Origin of the sequence: Streptomyces racemochromogenes (assembly GCF_044129415.1) — a bacterium.
GTDB classification, from domain to species: domain Bacteria; phylum Actinomycetota; class Actinomycetes; order Streptomycetales; family Streptomycetaceae; genus Streptomyces; species Streptomyces racemochromogenes_A.
Genome location: NZ_JBBDHD010000006.1, coordinates 100,211 through 119,885, shown reverse-complemented (window position 1 = coordinate 119,885; position 19,675 = coordinate 100,211). Strand labels below are relative to the sequence as shown.

Annotated in this window: 16 protein-coding genes; 3 read left to right on the top strand and 13 right to left on the bottom strand. The window is 73.6% G+C overall.

Annotated features, from left to right (window positions below):
- Window positions 1-220 precede the first annotated feature (220 nt).
- The 4 genes from WDV06_RS04265 to WDV06_RS04250 form a co-directional block, all read right to left on the bottom strand.
- Entirely contained in the window at window positions 221-727 is a 507-nt protein-coding gene (locus tag WDV06_RS04265; protein WP_395508243.1) for an O-acetyl-ADP-ribose deacetylase, read from the bottom strand.
- On the bottom strand, window positions 727-2,145 hold the full coding sequence (locus tag WDV06_RS04260) for a phytoene desaturase family protein (RefSeq protein WP_395508242.1): 1,419 nt from the start codon (window positions 2,143-2,145) through the stop codon (window positions 727-729). Before WDV06_RS04260 ends, WDV06_RS04265 begins: the two co-directional genes overlap by 1 nt.
- Window positions 2,146-2,207: 62 nt before the next feature.
- Window positions 2,208-3,035, bottom strand: a complete 828-nt coding sequence (locus WDV06_RS04255) for an inositol monophosphatase family protein (protein ID WP_395508241.1) — start codon at window positions 3,033-3,035, stop codon at window positions 2,208-2,210.
- A gap of 142 nt (window positions 3,036-3,177) precedes the next feature.
- Window positions 3,178-5,220 (bottom strand): M4 family metallopeptidase, encoded by a 2,043-nt coding sequence (locus WDV06_RS04250; protein WP_395508240.1) that lies wholly within the window; start codon window positions 5,218-5,220, stop codon window positions 3,178-3,180.
- Window positions 5,221-5,614: 394 nt separating this feature from the next.
- Between WDV06_RS04250 and WDV06_RS04245 the strand changes: the two genes are divergently transcribed.
- Window positions 5,615-7,015: a S53 family peptidase gene (locus tag WDV06_RS04245; protein ID WP_395508239.1), complete on the top strand. Its 1,401-nt coding sequence runs from the start codon at window positions 5,615-5,617 to the stop codon at window positions 7,013-7,015.
- 24 nt (window positions 7,016-7,039) lie between these two features.
- Here WDV06_RS04245 and WDV06_RS04240 read toward each other — a convergent pair whose 3' ends face one another.
- The 7 genes from WDV06_RS04240 to WDV06_RS04210 all read right to left on the bottom strand — a co-directional run bounded on the left by WDV06_RS04240 (window position 7,040) and on the right by WDV06_RS04210 (window position 14,895).
- Complete coding sequence (locus WDV06_RS04240) at window positions 7,040-8,047, bottom strand: alpha/beta hydrolase (RefSeq protein WP_395508238.1); 1,008 nt, start codon at window positions 8,045-8,047, stop codon at window positions 7,040-7,042.
- Window positions 8,048-8,245: 198 nt separating this feature from the next.
- Window positions 8,246-9,262 carry a TIGR03842 family LLM class F420-dependent oxidoreductase gene (locus WDV06_RS04235; protein WP_395508237.1) on the bottom strand — a complete coding sequence of 339 codons (1,017 nt, stop codon included), beginning with the start codon at window positions 9,260-9,262 and terminating at the stop codon, window positions 8,246-8,248.
- Window positions 9,263-9,317: 55 nt separating this feature from the next.
- Window positions 9,318-10,718: a dihydropyrimidinase gene (gene hydA, locus WDV06_RS04230; protein WP_395508236.1), complete on the bottom strand. Its 1,401-nt coding sequence runs from the start codon at window positions 10,716-10,718 to the stop codon at window positions 9,318-9,320.
- A gap of 10 nt (window positions 10,719-10,728) precedes the next feature.
- Complete coding sequence (locus WDV06_RS04225) at window positions 10,729-12,024, bottom strand: aspartate aminotransferase family protein (RefSeq protein WP_395508235.1); 1,296 nt, start codon at window positions 12,022-12,024, stop codon at window positions 10,729-10,731.
- Entirely contained in the window at window positions 12,021-12,863 is an 843-nt protein-coding gene (locus tag WDV06_RS04220; protein WP_395508234.1) for a nitrilase-related carbon-nitrogen hydrolase, read from the bottom strand. Before WDV06_RS04220 ends, WDV06_RS04225 begins: the two co-directional genes overlap by 4 nt.
- 197 nt (window positions 12,864-13,060) lie before the next feature.
- Window positions 13,061-14,392, bottom strand: a complete 1,332-nt coding sequence (locus WDV06_RS04215) for a hypothetical protein (RefSeq protein WP_395508233.1) — start codon at window positions 14,390-14,392, stop codon at window positions 13,061-13,063.
- A gap of 251 nt (window positions 14,393-14,643) precedes the next feature.
- The gene (locus WDV06_RS04210; protein ID WP_344166370.1) at window positions 14,644-14,895 is read right to left on the bottom strand and encodes a helix-turn-helix domain-containing protein; all 252 of its coding nucleotides are present in this window, start codon (window positions 14,893-14,895) and stop codon (window positions 14,644-14,646) included.
- A gap of 64 nt (window positions 14,896-14,959) precedes the next feature.
- Here WDV06_RS04210 and map point away from each other — a divergent pair, with 64 nt between their 5' ends.
- Complete coding sequence (gene map, locus WDV06_RS04205) at window positions 14,960-15,727, top strand: type I methionyl aminopeptidase (protein ID WP_395508232.1); 768 nt, start codon at window positions 14,960-14,962, stop codon at window positions 15,725-15,727.
- Window positions 15,728-15,730: 3 nt separating this feature from the next.
- Here map and ggt read toward each other — a convergent pair whose 3' ends face one another.
- Complete coding sequence (gene ggt, locus WDV06_RS04200) at window positions 15,731-17,530, bottom strand: gamma-glutamyltransferase (protein WP_395508231.1); 1,800 nt, start codon at window positions 17,528-17,530, stop codon at window positions 15,731-15,733.
- Between the two features lie 101 nt (window positions 17,531-17,631).
- On the opposite strand from ggt, the gene WDV06_RS04195 reads away from it, so the two are divergent.
- Window positions 17,632-18,363, top strand: coding sequence for a hypothetical protein (locus tag WDV06_RS04195; protein WP_395508230.1), 732 nt, complete (start codon window positions 17,632-17,634; stop codon window positions 18,361-18,363).
- Here the strand turns inward: WDV06_RS04195 and WDV06_RS04190 are convergent.
- On the bottom strand, window positions 18,314-19,609 hold the full coding sequence (locus WDV06_RS04190) for a cytochrome P450 (protein ID WP_395508229.1): 1,296 nt from the start codon (window positions 19,607-19,609) through the stop codon (window positions 18,314-18,316). The two genes, WDV06_RS04195 and WDV06_RS04190, sit on opposite strands and share 50 nt — an antisense overlap.
- Window positions 19,610-19,675: the final 66 nt, after the last annotated feature.

The following is a 19,675-nucleotide window of genomic DNA, read 5'->3' as shown; positions in this document are numbered from 1 at the left end:
CTGGGATGGGGGTTGTGGGGGGGTGGGGGGGGGGGCGGGTGGGGGGGGTGGGGGGGGGGGTGCGGGGGGGGGGCGGGGGGGCCGGCCGGGGGGGGCGGGGGGGGCGCGGGGGGGGGGCGCGGCCCGCCGCGGTGGCCGGCCGTCTGGCGCGCACCGCCCGCCCCTGGCGGGACGGCCCGGCGCAGGCCTGCGCGCAGGGGCCGGAGCCGCTGCGGGGGGCTTAGAGGGCGGTTTCGAAGGCGGCGTAGGCGGCCGCGTCGAAGAGGACGAAGCGGACCTCCTTCACCCGGGTGGGGGTGGTGCGGACGGTTTCGATCGCGATGCGGGCTCCGTCGTCCATGGGCCAGCCGTAGACGCCCGTGGAGATGGCGGGGAAGGCCACGGTGCGGGCGCCCAGTTCGTCCGCGACGCGCAGGGATTCGCGGTAACAGGAGGCGAGGAGCTCCGATCGGTCCTCCTGGCGGGACCAGACGGGGCCGACGGTGTGGATGACGTGGTCCGCCGGGAGGCGGCCGGCGGTGGTGGCGACCGCCCGCCCCGTGGGGAGGCCCTTGCCGTAGTGGGAGCGGCGCAGGTCCTCGCAGGCGGCGAGGATCTCGGGGCCGCCGCGCCGGTGGATGGCGCCGTCCACTCCCCCGCCGCCGAGCAGGGAGGAGTTGGCGGCGTTGACCACCGCGTCGGCCGCTTCGGCGGTGATGTCGCCCTGGACGAGGGTGATCCGGACCATCAGTGTCCCTTTCGCAGGTGGCGCCAGACCGCCTTGGCGGCGTTGTGGCCGGACATGCCGTGCACGCCGGGACCGGGTGGGGTGGCCGAGGAGCAGAGGAAGACCGCCGGGTGGGCGGTGGTGTACGGGGAGAGGGTGATCCGGGGCCGCAGCAGCAGCTGGAGTCCGGCGGCGGAGCCGCAGGCGATGTCCCCGCCGACGTAGTTGGGGTTGCGGGCGGCGAGCTCCGGCGGGCCGGCGGTGGCGCGGGCGAGCACCAGGTCGCGGAAGCCGGGGGCGAAGCGCTCCAGCTGTCGTTCGACGGCCTCGGTGAGGTCGCCGGTCCAGCCCGCGGGGACGTGCCCGTACGCCCAGAAGACGTGCCGGCCCTCCGGTGCCCGGCTCGGGTCGACCAGGCTGGGCTGGGCGGTGATGAGGAAGGGGTTGCGGGGGGCGCGGCCGCCCGAGGCCAGCTGGAGGGCGGCGTCGATGTCGCGGCTGCCGGGGCCGATCTGCACGGTGCCGGCCCGGCGGGGGGCCTCGGCGGTCCAGGGGACGGGGCCGGACAGGGCGTAGTCGAGCTTGAAGGCGGCGGCCCCGTACCGGTAGCCGTCGTACGCGCGGCCCAGGCGGGCGATCCGGGCCAGCGCGGTCGGGGAGGTGTCGAAGACGTAGGCGCGGGCGGGCGGCAGGTCGTCGAGCCGCTTGACCTCGAAACCGGTGTGGACGGTGCCGCCGAGGTCGGCGAGGTAGGCGGCGAGCGCGTCGGAGATCGACTGCGAGCCGCCCCGCGGCACCGGCCAGCCGCCGGCGTGCGCGGCCAGGGCGAAGACCAGGCCGACCGCGCCGGTGCCGACCCCGTTCAGCGGGGCGATGACGTGCGCGACGAGGCCGGCGAACAGGGAGCGGGCCCGGTCGTCGCGGAAACGGCGCATCAGCCAGGTCGAGGGCGGCAGGCCGGTGAGGCCGAACCGGGCCAGGAGGAGCGGGTCGCGCGGCAGGGCGGTGTCGGGCAGGGACATGAAGTCGCGGGCGAGGGTGTCCCATCGGCCGAGATACGGCTCCACCAGCCGGCGGTAGGCGCCCGCGTCCCGGGGGCCGAGGGAGGCCGCCGTCTCCGCGACGGAACGGGAGAGCACGGCGGCCGTGCCGTCGTCGAAGGGGTGCGCCATGGCCAGTGGGGCGTGCAGCCACTCCAGCCCGTACCGCGCCAGCGGCATCGTCTTGAACACGGGCGAACCGGCGCCCAGCGGGTGCACGGCCGAGCAGGGGTCGTGCCGGAAGCCGGGAAGGGTGAGCTCCTCGGTGCGGGCGCCGCCGCCGACGGTCGCGGCGGCCTCGAAGACGGCCACCGAGTGGCCGCGGCGGGCCAGTTCGACCGCGGCCGTCAGGCCGTTGGGCCCCGCCCCCACCACGACTGCGTCGAGAATCGACGGCACTGACAGCTCCTTCGTCCGGCGGCGGCCACTGCCCCCAGCCTAATGCGCCCTTCCCCGCCCCCTCAGTCCTCGCCGCGCAGCAGCTCGCGGACCCGGACGGCGGTGGCCTCGTCACGGCCCACCGCGAAGGGCAGCGCGTTGTCCCGGTCGATCCGGAAGGGCACCCGGTCCACGGTGCTCTGCGCCCCGCCCGCCTCGCCGACCAGCAGCAGCCCGGCCGCGTGGTCCCAGGCGGAGGGCCAGGTGAAGGCCAGGGCGTCCATCTCGCCGCGGGCCACCCTCAGGTACTCCAGGCCCGCGGAACCGCAGGGCCGGGGGGCGACGCCGGGGACGTCGAGGCGGGACAGGTAGCGCCGGTCCTCCTCGGAGGTGTACAGCGGATGGGCGGTGGCCACCCGCAGCTCGGCGCCGGGCCGGGGCGAACCGCTGTGGATGCGCTCGCCGTTGACGTGGGCGCCCTGCCCGCGCACGGCGGTGGCCAGGACGTCCAGGGCCGGGGCGTAGGTCCAGGAGGCGAGGATCTCGCCGTGCAGCGCCAGCGCCACGAGGGTGCAGAAGTGGGGGTCGCCCTCCACGAACTGCCGGGTGCCGTCGACCGGGTCGACGATCCACACGGGGGCGTCGCCGCGCAGTGCCCCGTAGACCTCCGGGTCGGCGTGCACCGCTTCCTCGCCGACGACGGCCGAGCCGGGCAGGAGCCGGGTCAGCGAGGCCGTGAGGTGCCGCTCGGCCAGCCGGTCGGCGTCGGTGACCAGGTCGTGGGGACCGCTCTTCTGGTCCACCTCGTGGTCGGCGAGCTGCCGGAATCTCGGCATGACCTCCGCGGCCGCGGCCTTGCGGATCGCTTCTTCGACGGCGGGCAGGTCATGGGCGAGGAATGCATCGATCATGCCCCCATCACATCACGGCCCGCCGCCGAGCCCCAGCGGGTTCTCCGGCGCCGCCGGGGGGCAGGACGGAAGACGCCCGGGGCCGTGGGGGCTCCGGGCGTCCTCGTCATGGGGTCGAGCGGGCGATCGGCCGGTCAGGCTCTCAGAAGGTGAGCTTGAAGTCGGTGATCGTGCCGGTGTCGGCGGCCGCCTTGTCCTGGACCTTCAGCTTCCAGGTGCCGTTGGCCGCCACGGCCGAGGCGTTCACCGTGTACGTCTTGTCCAGGTTCGCCGTGGAGTCCGACGAGGAGTTCTGCAGGCGGAACGAGGTCCCGTTCGGGGCCACGAGGTCGATCTGCAGGTCGCCGATGTAGGAGTGGGTGATCTTCACGCCGACCTTGAGGGTGCTCGGCGCGTTGCCGGTGATCCCGGTGACGGCGACCGACGAGGTGACGGCCGGGCCCGGGGAGTCCGGGATGGCCACCTGGGTCGTGCTCTCGAAGACGTTGCCCGGGGTGGGGGTGCCACCGCCCGAACGGGCGCCCACGTTCACGGCGGCCCAGGCGTCGGTGACGGCCTTGACCTCGGCGCTGCCGGCCCCGTACAGCTCGGTCGCCGCGGCGATCGTGCCCGCGCGGGCGCCCGCGTAGTCGGTGGTGGAGTTGAACTTGGTGGTGAGGGCCTTGTACCAGACGAGCTGGGCCTTGTCCCGGCCGATGCCGGTGACGGGCAGGCCGTCGGAGGTCGGCGAGTTGTAGTTCACGCCGTTGATCGTCTTGGCGCCGGAGCCCTCGGAGGCCAGGTAGAACCAGTGGTTGGCCGGGCCCGAGGAGTAGTGGACGTCGAGGTTGCCGACGCCGGAGTACCACGCGTCGGCGGAGCCGCCGTCCTTGCTCGGCTTGTCCATGTAGCGCAGCGGGGTGCCGTCGCCGTTGATGTTGATCTGCTCGCCGATGAGGTAGTTGCCCGGCGCGCTGGGGTTGTTCGCGTAGAACTCGACGGAGGTGCCCATGATGTCGGAGGTGGCCTCGTTCAGGCCGCCCGACTCGTTGCTGTACTCCAGGCCGGCGGTGGCGGCGGTGACGCCGTGCGACATCTCGTGGCCGGCGACGTCCAGGGAGGTCAGCGGGTCGTTGTTGGCCGTTCCGTCGCCGTAGGTCATGCAGAAGCAGCTGTCGTCCCAGAACGCGTTCACGTACGCGTTGCCGTAGTGGACGCGGGAGTAGGCGGCGACGCCGTCGCCGCGGATGCCGGCGCGGCCGAAGACGTTCTTGTAGAAGTCCCAGGTGACCCCGGCGCCGTAGGCGGCGTCGGCGCCCGCCGTGGCGGCGTTGGAGTTGAGGCCGTTGCCCCAGGTGTCGGTGGTCTGGGAGAAGAGCGAACCCGTGCCGGAGGTGCCGTGGTTCAGGTTGTACGTCTTGTGGTTGCCGCGGCCGGCGTCGGTCAGCGTGTAACCGGTGCCGGTCTTCGTGGAGCCGAGGGTGACCTGGCCGCTGTAGTGGGTGTTGCCGACACCGGTCTCGATGCCCTGCCACTGGTGGAGCTTGGCGCCCGTCTTGGCGTCGGTGATGACGTGGAGCTGGTTGGGGGTGCCGTCGTCCTGGAGGCCGCCGACGACGGTCTCGTAGGCCAGGGTGGGCACGCCGTTGGCCATCCACACGATCTTGCGGGGCGCGGCGTCGGTCTTGTCGGCCTTGGAGCCGACCGCCTTCGCGGCGTCGAGGGCCTTGGCGGAGGCGGCCGCCGGAGCGTCGGCCGGGGCGGAGGTGGAGATGCCCTGGAGCTGGGCGTTGGACGCCTTGCTGACGCTCTGCGTCCGGTCGGCGGCGGTGCGGCTGACGACCAGGTCGCCGCCGAGGACGGGCAGTCCCTCGTAGGTGCGCTCGTAGCGGGTGTGGGTGGTACCGTCCTGGTCCTTGACCACGTCGCGGACGACGAGCTTCTCCTGGGCGCCGAGGCCGAGTTCCTTGGCCGTGGCGGCCGCGGTGTTCTGGGCCTTGGCTATCAGGTCGGCGCGCTGGGACGGGGTGAGCTGCGCGGGCAGCGCTCCCGGGTTGCGGACCGGCTGGCCCTTGGCGGCGGTCGCGTTCGCGGAACCGCCGGGCTGGGCGCTGGCGCTGCCCGCCTGGACGCCGAGGGTGAGCAGGGTTGCGGCGGCGAGCAGGGCGCCGGTGGCGGTGGCGTTCCGCCGGTGCGTGGACTTCACGCGGACTCCTTCTGCGTGTGGGGGGTGGACCGGGCAGCCGGGATGGGGCCGCCCGGGCAGAGCGGGTACAGCTGTTCGGTGTTGGGGATGGGGAGAGGTTGCCAGCGATCTCCATGATCGCCATGGACACGTCAGCAATTGGCCGAAAGGCGTCCGGATTTCGCCCTATCGCGTCCGCTGAGCGGACACCGGCCACCGGCGCAGATGGGCTCGGATCCACCCAACCCTGCTGATTCGCGGCACGACTTGACCAGATCGCGGTACTCGACGGCCAGTTGCGCATTCAGGTAAAGCGTTCGACATCAAGCGTCAAACAACCTTGTCCTGCTCATGACTTGGCGGGTGAGATCACCGGGACCGCTCCGAGCGGCGCCACCCCCCAAGGGAGTCCGCAATGCATCCACTCCGTCGTACGTGGCCGCGCACCGCGGCCACCGCGGCCGCCGCCGCCGGCCTTGCGCTCACCGCGGTGGCGGCCGCCCCGGTGGCCACGACCGCCGCCGCACCCGCCTCCGCCTCCGCCGTCGCGGTCCCGCGCACCGCGGCCCGGCCGGCCGTCGCCGGACACCGGCTGGTGCCCGCCGTCGGCAGCCCGCTCTCCGCCGAGGAGTGCCGGGCCAAGTGGAAGATCGCCTGCTACACACCCCTCCAGTACCGCGAGGCCTACGACCTGAACCCCCTCTACAAGGCGGGCATCACCGGCAAGGGCCGCACGATCGTCATCGTGGACTCCTTCGGCTCGCCGACCGTCCAGCACGACCTGGACGTCTACAGCAGGCAGTTCGGGATACCCAGTACCAAGGTGCAGGTGGTCAAGTGGGGGGACGTCCCCCGGTGGGACCCGAAGAACGCCGACATGCTGGGCTGGGCCGGCGAGACCACCCTCGACGTGGAGATGGCCCACGCGGTCGCCCCGGACGCCAAGATCGTCCTGGTGGAGACCGCGGTCGCGGAGACCGAGGGCACCACCGGGCTGCCGGAGATGATGGACGCCGAGAAGGCGCTGATCGACCACGGCATCGGCGACGTGATCACGCAGAGCTTCGGCGCGACCGAGAACACCTTCCCCGGTTTCGACCGGGGCGACTACTCCGCCATCGGGAAGCTGCGCTACGCCTTCGAGGCCGCCGCCCGCAACCACGTCACCGTGCTCGCCTCCTCCGGCGACGGCGGCGCCACCGACAACACCGCCGACGGCACGGGCTACTACCACGAGCGGGTCAACTCCTGGCCCTCCTCCGACCCCCTCGTCACCTCGGTCGGCGGCACCAGGCTGCACCTGGACGACGCGGGCCGGCGGACCGCCCCCGACAGCGTCTACAACGACAACGGCGCGAGCGGCGGCGGACAGTCCCACGTCTTCTCCCGGCCGTCCTTCCAGAACGGCGTCAGGAACGTCGTCGGCGACCGGCGCGGCACCCCGGACATCTCCATGGCCGCAGCGGTCGACGGCGGCGCCTGGATCTACTCCAGCTACGACCCGGCGGCCACCGGCTGGGAGGTCTCCGGCGGCACGAGCGAGTCCAGCCCCCTGTTCTCCGGCATCGTGGCCCTGGCCGACCAGCTGGCGGGCAAGCGCCTGGGCGACATCCACGAGGCCCTGTACCGCCTGTACGGACGCTCCGCACGCGACCGCTCCACGGGCATCGTCGACGTCAACGACGGCACGGACAACAGCTACCAGGGCGTCACCGGCTATGCCGCCGTGAACGGCTACGACATGGCCACCGGCACCGGCACCCTGGACGCCGCCCGCTTCGTCCCCTCCCTGGCCCGCGAGGGCCGGCGCGGCTGACGCCCTCCCGCCCCGCCGGGCCGATCAGTCGGAGGCGGGGCCCGCCAGGTTCTTGCTCAGCCACTGCAGGACGTCCGGGATCATCTTCTTGAAGTCCGAGGTCAGGTGCTTGCCGCCGGGCTGCTCGTAGTACTCCACGGCGACCGGCGGGACGGCCTTGGCCATCCATCCCTTGACCACGCCCTTCTCGTACGGGTCGGCGCCACCGGCCGTCACCAGCATCTTCACGTCGGCCTTGCCCTGGGTGACGAGCTGGTCGGGGTTGTTGGCCGCCTTCTCGGCGCCGTGGCCCTTCCACAGGAGGGAGTCCGGGACGAAGTAGCCGTCGATCGGCACCGCCGCCCGGTAGACGTCCGGGTGCTGGAGGGCGAGCTTGGCACTGCAGAACCCCCCGGTGGAGGCACCCATCACTCCCCAGCTGTCGCGGCCCTTCAGGGTCCGGAAGCCGGCGCGGACCCAGTCCGGTACGTCCTGGGCCATCCAGGTCCCCATCTTGGCCTGGCCCGGGATGTCGGAGCAGTCCAGCGCGTTCTTCTCGTCACTGGTGAAGTTCTGCACCGGCATGATCATGATGAACGGGTGGGCCTTGCCCTCCTTCGCCAGCCGCGCGTCCTCCTCCTGGACCGGCAACTGGCCGCCGGCCCAGGTGTTGTAGCCGTTGCTCTGCCCGCCCGCGTACAGGGTCAGGACCGGGAAGCCGGTCGTGGCGTACCGGGGGTCGTTGTACTCGGGAGGGAGCCAGACCCACACCTGGCCGGTCACACCGGATTTCGGGCCGGCCAGCCTGGTCGTGTAGATGGGGCCGGCGGCGGTGTCCCGGACCTTGGTCATGGCGGGGGCCGGGCCGGACGGCATCTGCACCCTCCGCTCGGCGGGCGCGGGCCGCTGCGCGGCGGACGCGCCCGGGGTGGGTGCGGCCGGGGCGGGCCCCTTCCCCTTCCCCGGGCCGGCGCAGCCCGCGAGCGAAGCGGCCAAAACCAGGGCGGCGGCGCCGGCCAGGACGGCGCGGGAAGCGGACGGCTGTATGTGCACGGTGAGACTCTCCGACCGGTGAAGCGCCCGGCCGGGTCTGACGGGGCGGCGGCCCCCGCGGGGCCGGGCGTCCGGGGCACGGCGTCGGCCACCCCCGGAGTGCCGGGCGCGGGTTCCCCGGGGAACCACAGGGACCCGCGCCCCTGATCGTAGGGCAGGAGCGCGGGTGCCGAGAGGCCGGGCCGGTTCAGCCGGCCGTCATCCGGCGAGGGCCGGGATCACCTGCGCGCCGTACGCGTCGATCACGGCTTCGCGGGCGTCGTGCATGGCGTAGACGGCGAACTGGTCGACGCCCAGACCGCGCAGACTGCGGAGCTTCTCGATGTGGGCCTCGGCCGGGCCGAGGAGGCAGAAGCGGTCGACGATCTCGTCCGGGACGAAGTCCGTGGAGGGGTTCCCGGCGCGGCCGTGGTGGCTGTAGTCGTAGCCCTGGCGGGCCTTGATGTACTCGGTGAGTTCGTCGGGGACGAGGCCCGAGTGCTCGCCGTAGCGGGAGACGAGGTCGGCGACGTGGTTGCCGACCATGCCGCCGAACCAGCGGCACTGGTCCCGGGCGTGGGCCAGGGCCCCGGACGAGTCGTCGGCCGTGACGTACGCCGGGGCCGCCACGCAGATGGTGACCGACGCCGGATCGCGGCCGGCATCGGTCGCGGCCTGTCGTACGGCCTTGACCATCCACTCCGTGAGGAAGGGGTCGGCGAGCTGGAGGATGAAGCCGTCGGCCTTCTCACCGGTCAGGGCCAGGGCCTTCGGGCCGTACGCCGCCATCCACACGGGCAGCTTCCCGTCCTTGACCCACGGGATGCGCAGCGGCTTGCCGTCGACCAGGGCCTCACGGCCTTCGGCCAGGTCGCGGATGACCTCGATGGCCTCGCCGAGCCGGGCCAGGGTGTTGGGGGCGCGGCCGGCGACCCGCATGGCGGAGTCGCCGCGGCCGATGCCGCAGACGGTGCGGTTGCCGTACATGTCGTTGAGGGTGGCGAAGGTGGAGGCGGTGACCTCCCACGTCCGGGTCCCCGGGTTGGTGACCATCGGGCCGACGTGGAGCTTGCGGGTGTTGGCGAGGATCTGGCTGTAGATGACGAACGGTTCCTGCCAGAGGACCGCCGAGTCGAAGGTCCAGCCGTAGCGGAATCCGTTGCGTTCCGCGCGCTTCATCAGGCTGATCACCTGGGAGGCGGGCGGGTCGGTCTGCAGGACGAGGCCGAAGTCCATGCGGTGCTCCTTGCTGGGGAGTACGGGCCCGGGGCGTGCGGGCCCCGGCGCCCCCTTACAGGTACTGGCAGGTGGAGCGGTGGACGAAGGCCCCGTGGCCGGCCCGGCCGGTGTACTCGCGGCGGTCGATGACGAGTTCGCCCCGGGACAGGACCGTGTCGACGCGTCCGGTGATCCGCCTGCCCTCGTACGCCGAGTAGTCCACGTTCATGTGGTGGGTCTCGGCGGAGATGACCTGCTCGGCGTGCGGATCGTAGAGGACGATGTCGGCGTCGGAGCCCGGCGCGATGGTGCCCTTCTGCGGGTAGAGGCCGAACATCCGGGCCGGGGTCGCGCAGGCGATCTCGATCCAGCGGCGGCGGCTGATGTGCCCGTCCAGGACGGCCTGGTGGAGGAGGTCCATGCGGTTCTCCACCCCCGGAAGACCGTTGGGGATCTTCGAGAAGTCGCCCCGTCCCAGCTCCTTCTGGCCCCGGAAGCAGAACGGGCAGTGGTCGGTGGAGACCACCTGGAGGTCGTTCGTGCGCAGTCCGCGCCAGAGGGCCGCCTGGTGCTCCTTCGGCCGCAGCGGGGTGGAGCAGACGTACTTGGCACCCTGGAAGTCCGGCTCCGCCAGGTTGTCGGTGGACAGGAACAGGTACTGCGGGCACGTCTCCCCGAAGACCGGCAGGCCCTTGTCCCGGGCGGCGGCCAGCTCGGCGACGGCCTCCTCCGCCGACACGTGGACCACGTACAGCGGGGATCCGGCGACGCGGGCGAGCTGGATCGCCCGGTGCGTGGCCTCGGCTTCGAGGAGGACCTTGCGGACCTCGCCGTGGTGGCGGGGGTCGGTCTCGCCGCGGGCGAGGGCCTGTTCGACGAGGACGTCGATGGCGATGCCGTTCTCGGCGTGCATCATGATCAGCCCGCCGTTGCCGGAGGCCCGCTGCATGGCGCGCAGGATCTGCCCGTCGTCGCTGTAGAAGACGCCCGGGTAGGCCATGAACAGCTTGAAGGAGGTGACGCCCTCGCCGACGAGGTGGTCCATCTCCTTCAGGGTGTGCTCGTTGACGTCCGAGAGGATCATGTGGAAGGCGTAGTCGATCACGCAGTTGCCGTCGGCCTTCGCGTACCAGGTGTCGAGTCCCTCGCGCAGGGAGCGGCCCACGCTCTGCACGGCGAAGTCGACGATGGTGGTGGTGCCGCCCCAGGCGGCGGCCCGGGTGCCGGTCTCGAAGGTGTCGGAGGCGGAGGTGCCGCCGAACGGCAGCTCCATGTGGGTGTGGGCGTCGACGCCGCCCGGGATGACGTACTTCCCGCTCGCGTCGATGGTCCGGTCTGCCGTCCAGGCGCCGGCGGCGGCCGAGCCGGTGGCGGCCAGGGCCGCCACGCGCCCGTCCTCCACGAGGACGTCCGCGTGGAGCTCGTCGGCGGCGGTGACGACCAGGCCGCCTCTGATCAGGGTGCGGGTGCTCATGTCGGTCCCCCTACTCGATGCTGCGGAGCGCCTGCCCGAGGATCTCGGCGCCCTCCTCCGCCTCGGCGACGGTGAGGGAGAGGGGCGGCGCGATGCGCAGCACGCTGGTGTCGTGCCCGCCGCCCTTGCCGATGAGCAGGCCGCCGGCGCGGGCCGCCTCCAGGACGGCGGCGGCCGCCCGGGGGTCGGCCCGGTCGGTGCCGGGCTCGGTGAGTTCCAGTCCGGCCATCAGGCCCCGGCCGCGGACCTCCCGCACGGCGGGCGAGGCGGCGGCGAGGGCGCGCAGCCGCTCCAGCAGGAGGCCGCCGACGCGGCGGGCGTTGCCCTGCAGGTCGTGATCCAGCAGGTAGGCGAGGTTGGCGAGGCCGGCGGCCATCGTCACCGGGGAACCGCCGAAGGTGGAGATGGAGTTGGCGTCGAGGCAGTTCATGACCTCCGCGCGGGCCACGACCCCGCCGATGGACATTCCGTTGCCGATGCCCTTGGCGAAGGTGAGCATGTCCGGCGGGCCGCTCTGCGCGTGGGCCTGCCAGCCCCAGAAGTGCTCGCCGGTACGGCCCCAGCCGGTCTGGACCTCATCGCTGATCCAGAGGATGCCGTGCCGGTTCAGGACCTCGCGGAAGGCCCCGTAGAGCCCGTCGGGGGGTGAGGTGAACCCGCCGACGCCCTGGATGGGCTCCGCGATGAGGGCGGCCACTCCCCCGCGGGCCTGGCCGAGCACGTCCTCCAGGTCGGCGACGGCCGCGGCGGTGAAGGCGGCGTCGTCGAGCGCGGCGAAGGGGCCGCGGGTGCGGACGGCGCCGTGGACGTAGTACGTCTGGAGCGGGGAGAGGCTGGTCGGGGACCAGCCGCGGTTGCCGGTGATGCCGACGGTGGAGAAGGAACGGCCGTGGTAGCTGTTGCGCATCGCCAGGATCTGGTTGGAGCGGCGGTAGGTGGTGGCGAGCAGCAGGGCGGCGTCGTTGGCCTCGGTGCCGGAGGTGGTGAAGAAGACCCGGGCGTCGGGGATGCCGGACAGGGCGGCGATCCGTTCGGCCAGCTCGACCATGGGCCGGTTGAGGTAGAGGGTGGAGGAGTGGATGATCCGCCCGGCCTGCTCGGAGACGGCCTTGGTGACCTCGGGCAGGGCGTGGGCGGTCATGGTGGTGAGGATGCCGCCGAAGAAGTCCAGGTACCGGTTGCCGTCGGCGTCCCAGACGTGGCGGCCCTCGCCGTGGGTGAGCTCGATGGGGCGGTCGTAGTAGAGCGCGAGCCAGTCGGGCAGGACGGTGCGGTGGCGGCTGTGCAGGGGGGTGGGGTCGGTCACGGCTGTACGAGCCCTCCGTAGGCGTCGGGGCGGCGGTCGCGGTAGAAGGCCCACTGGTCGCGGACCTCCTTGATCAGGTCGAAGTCGAGGTCCCGGACGAGGAGTTCCTCCTCCTTGTCACTGGCGACCTCGCCGACGAACTGGCCGCGGGGGTCGACGAAGTAGCTGGTCCCGTAGAAGTCGTTGTCGCCGTACTCCTCCTGGCCGACGCGGTTGATGGCGGCGACGAAGTACTCGTTGGCGACGGCGGAGGCGGGCTGTTCCAGCTGCCACAGGTACGCGGACAGCCCCCGGGAGGTGGCGGAGGGGTTGTACACCAGCTGGGCCCCGGCCAGGCCGAGTTGGCGCCAGCCCTCGGGGAAGTGGCGGTCGTAGCAGATGTAGACGCCGACGCGGCCGACGGCGGTGTCGAAGACGGGCCAGCCGAGGTTGCCGGGGCGGAAGTAGTACTTCTCCCAGAAGCCCTTGACCTGAGGGATGTGGTGCTTGCGGTACTTGCCGAGGTAGCTGCCGTCCGCGTCGATGACGGCGGCGGTGTTGTAGTAGAAGCCCTCGCTCTCCTTCTCGAAGACGGGGACGACGATGACCATCCCGGTCTCCCGGGCCAGGTCCTGCATCCGCCGGACGGTGGGGCCGTCGGGGACGGGCTCGGCCCAGCGGTAGTGCTCGGGCTCCTGGACCTGGCAGAAGTAGGGGGCGTTGAACACCTCCTGGAAGCCGATGATCCGCGCTCCCTGGGCGGCCGCCCGGCGGGCGTGCTCCTCGTGCTTGGCGATCATCGACTCGGTGTCTCCGGTCCAGGTGGCCTGGACGAGTGCGGCGCGGACGACTTGGGCCATGAGCTGCTCCTCGCGACGGGAACGCCGACTTCTACGCACGTAGACGGTGTGCGTAGGGAGTCGAAGGTAGGCCCCGCCACAGCGTGGGGCAAGACCACCTTGCGCGGTTGGAGTAGTCGATCAAGTTACGTCGCCACACGGTCATTTGCGGTCAGGGAGCGGACGATTCCCGCGTGCCGGGACGCTGACGGCGCACCCTAGGACGTCGGGAGGCCGTTCGTGCGGAGGGCGTGGGCGAGGGCGCGGTGGTGGGCGGCCGAGAGGACGCGGGCGGCCTGGAGCAGGCGCGGGGCGAACCAGTGCGGGTCGTGGCGGGCCAGGGCGGCCGCCTCCTCGGCGGTGCGCAGCCTGACGTAGGCCTCCAGCAGGGACCGGGCCTCCCGGTCGCGGCCGGCTCCGCCGAGGGCGAGGGCCGCTTCGGCGACGTCGGCGGCCGGGCGGGCCACGCACTGGCGCAGCAGCCGGTCGGAGTCGGCTTCGCGGCCGGCGTCCCCGAGGGCCGCGGCCGCCGCGGCGAGCCGGGCGGGCGGGAGCGAGGCCGCCTCCCACAGCAGGGTGGCCCAGTCGGCCGCCAGCCCGGCGTACCCGAGTTCGTCGGCGAGCGCCGGCAGCTCCCCCGCGGGCCACCGCACGGCCTCGCACAGCAGTGCGTGCGCCTCGCCGCCGCGTCCCCGGGCCCGCAGGGTGAGCAGCTCGGCGACGAACGCCCCGTGGGCGACTCCCCGCGCCACGGCCCCGCTCCGGCCGGGATCCCCGAGGCCGCCGGTACCCGCGGGACCGCCGGGACCGCCGGACTGCACGGGACCCGCGGGACCGCCGGGCTCCCCGGACTCCACGGGACCCGCGGGACCGCCGGGCTCCCCGGCGGGGCCCCGGGCCGGGGCGTCGTGCCTGGCGTCCGGGCGCCCCCGGCGGGCCGGTTCCGGGTCGGCCGCCCGGAACGCGTCAGCCCCGGGCGCGTACGGGGCGGAGCCGGCGAACGGCCGGCCCGAGGGGGCGGGTGGAACGTGGTCGCGTGGGCGCGGGACCGCCGGGAGGGGGCCGAGCGCGGCGAGGCGGGAGCGGAGGTCCGTCTGGCGGGACCTGGCACGGAGCGCGTCGTCACGGGTCCAGGCCAGTTCGCGCGAGAGGGCTTCGGCCCGCGCCGGGTCGGCCGTGGCTCCCAGGCGGGCGGTCAGGGTGCTCAGGGCCTCCTCGACGGCCTTGCGCTGCCCGGTGGCCGTGGCGAGCAGGATCCGCAGCTCCCGCGCCCCGCCCGGCCGCGCGTCCCACGCGGCGACGGCGGCGGCCCGCAGGCCCGCCGCGTACGCCTCCTCCTGCGGCGCCGCCGCACCGGGCGGCAGGTCCAGCAGGAGGGATTCCAGTATGTCCCACGGCGGTACGGCGATCCCGTCCAGACAGGCCCGCATCCCCTCCGGGTCCCGCCGCAGGAACTCCCCGTACCAGCCCGCCCCGGGGTCGAGCCTCTGCGTCAGACCCCTCAGGTAGTCGGTGAGTTGCCCGATGGCCAGCGCGGTCGGCGTCTCCATCCCGGCATTGCACCGCGCCCGCGTTACGGGCGTACTACGGGAGTCTCAAACCTTGACGGCGAACCCGCGTCCGCAGGAGTGGAGCCGGCCGCGGCCAGCAGGCCGGCCGCGAGGACGGCGCCGAGGAGCGCGAGACCGAGCCGCTTGGACGAGTTCATGGTGGACACGCCTTCACCCCTGCCCCGGATGCCGCCGCCCCGATCGGCCGTTGCGCCGTCCGGCCGCCGGAGACGACACCTCGGGGTGCGGCGTCAGGCGGGGACGAGGGCGCAGCGGCGGACGACCTCGTCCAGCGAGAGGCCGAGCGCCCCGGCGAGGGCGGCGACGGTGAAGAAGGCGGGGGTCGGAGCGCGGCCCGTCTCGATCTTGCGCAGGGTCTCGGGCGAGAGTCCGGCGCCGGCCGCGACCTCGACCATGCTGCGGCCGCCGCGCGCCTCGCGCAGCAGCGCGCCCAGCCGTTCGCCGCGCTCGCGCTCTTCGGGGGTCAGGGGGGTTCGCACCATGCCGCCATCCTACCCCGCACGCCGATAACTATCCCGTTAAACTTATACCGGTATAGTTATCGGCATGGTGCACTTGAAAACGGACCAAGCGATCGACGAGATGCGTGCCGCCGGCCGGGTGGTGGCGCACGCCCTGACAGCGGTACGGGAGGCGGCCCGCGTCGGCACGTCCCTGCTGGAGCTGGACGCGGTGGCCCGCGCGGTCCTGCGGGACGCGCGGGCCACCTCCCCCTTCCTCGGCTACCGCCCGCACTTCGCGCCGGTGCCGTTCCCCGCGGTGGTGTGCGCGTCGGTGAACGACGCGATCGTGCACGGCGTCCCCGGCGGCTACCGGCTGCGCGACGGCGACCTGGTCAGCATCGACTGCGGGGCCAGGCTGCGCGGCTGGGTCGGCGACGCGGCGGTCAGCTTCCCCGTCGGCCGTCCCCGCCCCGCCGACCTGCGGCTGATCGCCACCGCCGAGGCGGCCCTGGCGGCCGGCATCGCCGCCGCCGTCCCCGGCAACCGGATCGGCGACATCGCGCACGCGGTGGGGAGCGTCTGCCGCGCCGCCGGCTACGGCATCCCGGAGGGGTTCGGCGGCCACGGTGTGGGCCGCGGCATGCACGAGGACCCGGGCGTCCCCAACGAGGGCCCGCCGGGGCGCGGCATGAAGCTGCGCCCCGGCATGGTCCTGGCGATCGAGCCGATGCTGATCGCGGGCGGCGGGGACGACTACGCCTGCGACCCCGACGGCTGGACCCTGCGCACCACCGACGGGTCCCGCGCCGCACACGTGGAGCACACGGTCGCGATCACCGCCGGCGGTCCCAGGATCCTCACCGCCCCGTAGCGGCTACGGCCTGCCCTGCGGGCGGACGACCATCGCCGAGCCGCCGCCCCGCCGGGTGGTCTCGGCGGCCGCCAGCCAGCGCCCGTCCGGGAGCCGCTGGACACCCGTGGCGGCCCCGATCTCCGGGTTCTGCCGGAACGCCTGCCCCAGCCCCTCCAGTTCGGCGCGCAGCGGGCTGTTCCACAGCGCGGGTTCCAGCTCGGTCGTCGTCTGGTTGCGCTGGCTGGCGCGCGGCGCCTTGATCGCGTCGACCAGCGGCAGGCCCCGGTCCAGGTGGCCGATCAGGGTCTGCAGGACGGTGGTGATGATCGTCGCCCCGCCCGGGGATCCCACGGCCAAGACCGGGCGGCCGTGGTCGAGGACGATGGTCGGGGACATGGACGAGCGCGGCCGCTTGCCCGGGCCGGGCAGGTTGGGGTCCGGGACGCCGGGGGCGGCCGGGGCGAAGGAGAAGTCGGTCAGCTCGTTGTTGAGCAGGAAGCCGCGCCCCGGAACGGTGATGGCGCTGCCGCCCGTGGACTCGATGGTCAGGGTGTACGAGACCACGTTGCCCCAGCGGTCGGCGACCGTCAGGTGCGTGGTGTTCTCCCCCTCGTAGGTGGTCGGCGCGGCCTGCGCGGTGCCGCCGCAGGGCGCCGGGTGGAGCGGGTCGCCGGGGGCCAGCGGGCTGGTCAGGGTCGCGTCCGGCCTGATGAGGCAGGAGCGCGAGTCGGCGTACCGCTGCGAGAGCAGCTCGCGGGTCGGAACGGACTGGGCGGCCGGGTCGCCGACCCAGCGGCCCCGGTCGGCGAAGGAGATCCGGGAGGCCTCGATGAACCGGTGCAGGTACTGGGCCTCGGACAGCTTCGACAGGTCGGTGCGCTCCAGGATGTTGAGCGCCTCGCCGACCGTGGTGCCGCCGGAGGAGGAGGGGGCCATGCTGTAGACGTCCAGCCCCCGGTAGTCGATGTGGGTCGGGGCCTGCCGCCTGGTCTCGTACGCCCTCAGGTCGGCGGCGGTCAGGTCGCCGGAGCGGACCTTGCGGGTGGCGGCCGGGTCGACGGGGGGCCGGCGGACGGCCTTGACGATGTCGTCGGCGAGGGGGCCGCGGTAGAGGGCGCCGGTGCCCTTGCGCGCGAGTTCGGCGTAGGTGGCGGCGAGGTCGGGGTTCTTGAAGGTGGAGCCGACGACGGGGAGCTGTCCGCCCGGCAGGAACAGCTTCCGGGTGTCGGGGAAGTCCTTGAAGCGGTCCTGGTTGGCCTGGGTCTGGGCCCGGAAGGTGGCGTCGACGGTGAAGCCGTCGCGGGCCAGTTTCTCGGCGGGGCGCAGGAGTTGCGCCAGCGGTTTGGTGCCCCAGGCGTCCAGGGCGGCCTTCCAGGTGGCGGGGGTGCCGGGGACGCCCACGCTGCGGCCGCTGGTCTGCCCCTCCTCGAAGGGGATGGGGACGCCGTTCTCCTGGAACAGGGTCTCGGTGGCCGTGGCGGGCGCGGTCTCACGGCCGTCGATCGTCTGTACGCGGCGGGTGGCGGCGTCGTAGTGGACCAGGTACCCGCCGCCTCCGATGCCGGCCGAGTACGGTTCGGTGACCCCGAGGGCGGCGGCGGTGGCGATCGCCGCGTCCACGGCGTTGCCCCCGGCCCGCAGGACGGCGATCCCGGCCGCCGAGGCGTCGGCGTCCACGCTGGCGACGGCCCCTCCGTATCCGACGGCCACCGGCACCTTCTGCGGGGCGTCGGCCGGCGGTGGCGGAGCGGCCGCTCCGGTGGAGACGAGCGCCCCGGCGAGGGCTGCGAACGCTAACTGACGTGCTGCGGAAGCGCGCATCCGGTTCCTCCAGTCGACTGCCTGTCAGACCATGGAGCGGCAGCCTAGCTCCGCCGCACCCCCCGCGTCATGGAGGCGGTGGGGCGGCTACCATCCGCCGCATGAACGACGACGTGCGCAACATCGTGCTCGGAGTGGTGGCCACCGCCGTCAGCGGTGGCTTCGGCTGGTTCACCCGTACCTACCTGTGGCGCCGGGCGCTGCGCCGCAAGCAGGCCTTCTTCGGGCTGCCGACCGGCTCGGACTGCCTGTTCGTGGTCAACCGGCAGATGGGCGGCACGGAGTCGTCGCTGCACCGCAACGACGCCTTCGCGCTGCTGGAGATATCGTCCCTGATCAAGGACTGCGGGGCGACGGTGCGGATCGTCACCCACGAGGCCCGCCAGGGCTTCGGCGAGCGCGCCGAGTTCTGCGTCGGCGGTCCGGCGTCCAACTCCCGTACGGTGGCGCACCTGCACTCGATGCTGCCGGGCGTCCGGGTCGACGTCTCCACCGAGGCCGGCCCGGACCGGGGGTCGATAGCCGTCGGCGGCGAGACGTACCGCTGGGAGCCGGGACTGGTCGAGTACGTGCTGCTGGCGCGGCTGACGTCCGGTCAGGGCTCGCGGCCGGTGTTCCTGCTGTCGGGGCAGACCGCCAACAGCAATCAGGCGGCGGCCCGTTACCTGGCCCGCCACCACGAGAAGCTGGCCCGCGCCCACCGGGGGGCCTCCTTCTGCCTGCTGCTGAAGGTGGTCAACTCCGACGCGTACGGCCCGGACGTGACGGAGCTGGTGGCGGACGTCACCGCCGCGGCCCGGACACCCGCAGCGGCAGCCGCGTCACCCCGTTGATGAAGTTGGAGACCAGCCGGCGCGGTGCGCCGGCGAGTTCGGGGGCGGGCATCGCCCGGCGCCACTCCTCGTGGAGGGTGCGCAGCTGGAGCCGGGCGAAGTGGGCGCCGAGGCAGACGTGGGGGCCGTCGCCGAAGGAGACGTGCGGGTTCGGGGAGCGGCCGAGGTCGAGGCGGTGTGGGTCGGCGAAGACGCGTGCGTCGTGGTTGGCGGAGGCGTGGAAGACCACCACCTTGTCACCGGCCCGGATCCGGGTGCCGGCGAGTTCGGTGTCACGGGTGGCGGTGCGGCGGAAGCTGAGCACCGGCGGGTGGACGCGCAGGAGTTCCTCGACGGCCGGGCCGGGCGCCGCGGTGCCGTCGGCGAGGGCCCGGTAGGCGTCGGGGTCGCGGGCCAGGGCGAGGAGGCCGCCGGGGGCGGCGCTGCGGACGGTGTCGTTGCCGGCGACGGTGAGCAGGAAGAAGAACATCTCCAGTTCGGCCGGTTCCAGCCCGCCCCGGGCGAGGGCGGTCATCACGTCGTCGCCGGGGTGCGCGCGCTTGTACGCGGCGAGTTCGCGGGCGTAGCCGAACATCTCGCCGAGCAGGGCCGGGGAACGCGGGTCGAGGGGCTTGCCGTCGGGGCCGAGGACCGGGGCGGGGGCGTCCTCGGGATCCTGGTAGCCGATGACGCGTACGGTCCACTCCAGCAGCAGGCCCCGGTCGGCGGCCGGGACTCCGAGCAGGTCGGTGAGGTTGAGGAGGGCGTACTCGTCGGTGACGGTGCGGACCAGGTCCGCGGCGCCGTCCTCGGCCCCGTCCCGGGCGGCGGCCAGGAGCGTACGGGCCCGGTCGCGGGCGCGGGCGGCGAAGGCGTCGACCCGGGCGGGGGTGAAGGCCCGGGAGACCAGGCGGCGCAGCCGGCCGTGTCCGGGAGGGTCCTGGTTGAGCATGGTGCGGCGCAGGAAGGGCAGGTCGGCGGGGTCGGGGTCGCGGATCTGGGTGGCGCCGAGCCAGGAGGAGTACGTGGTGTGGTCGCGCAGGACGCGGACGACGTCGGCGTGCCGGGTGACGGCCCAGAACCCGGGCCCGGCGGGCCAGCCCGCCACCTCCGGTTCCTCCTGCCAGGCCACGGGGTACCGCTCGCGCAGCACCCGGTAGCGCTCGTGGGGGACGCCCTCGGCGTACAGGTACGGATCGAAGACATCGGGCACGCCGGGCGGGCGGCCCGCGCCCGGGGCGGCGGAATCGGGTACGGCGTGTTCCATGGTCCCCAAGGTGACGGCACACGGCCCCCGCCCACAAGACGGCGCCCGATGCCCGGGGCCGTCCCC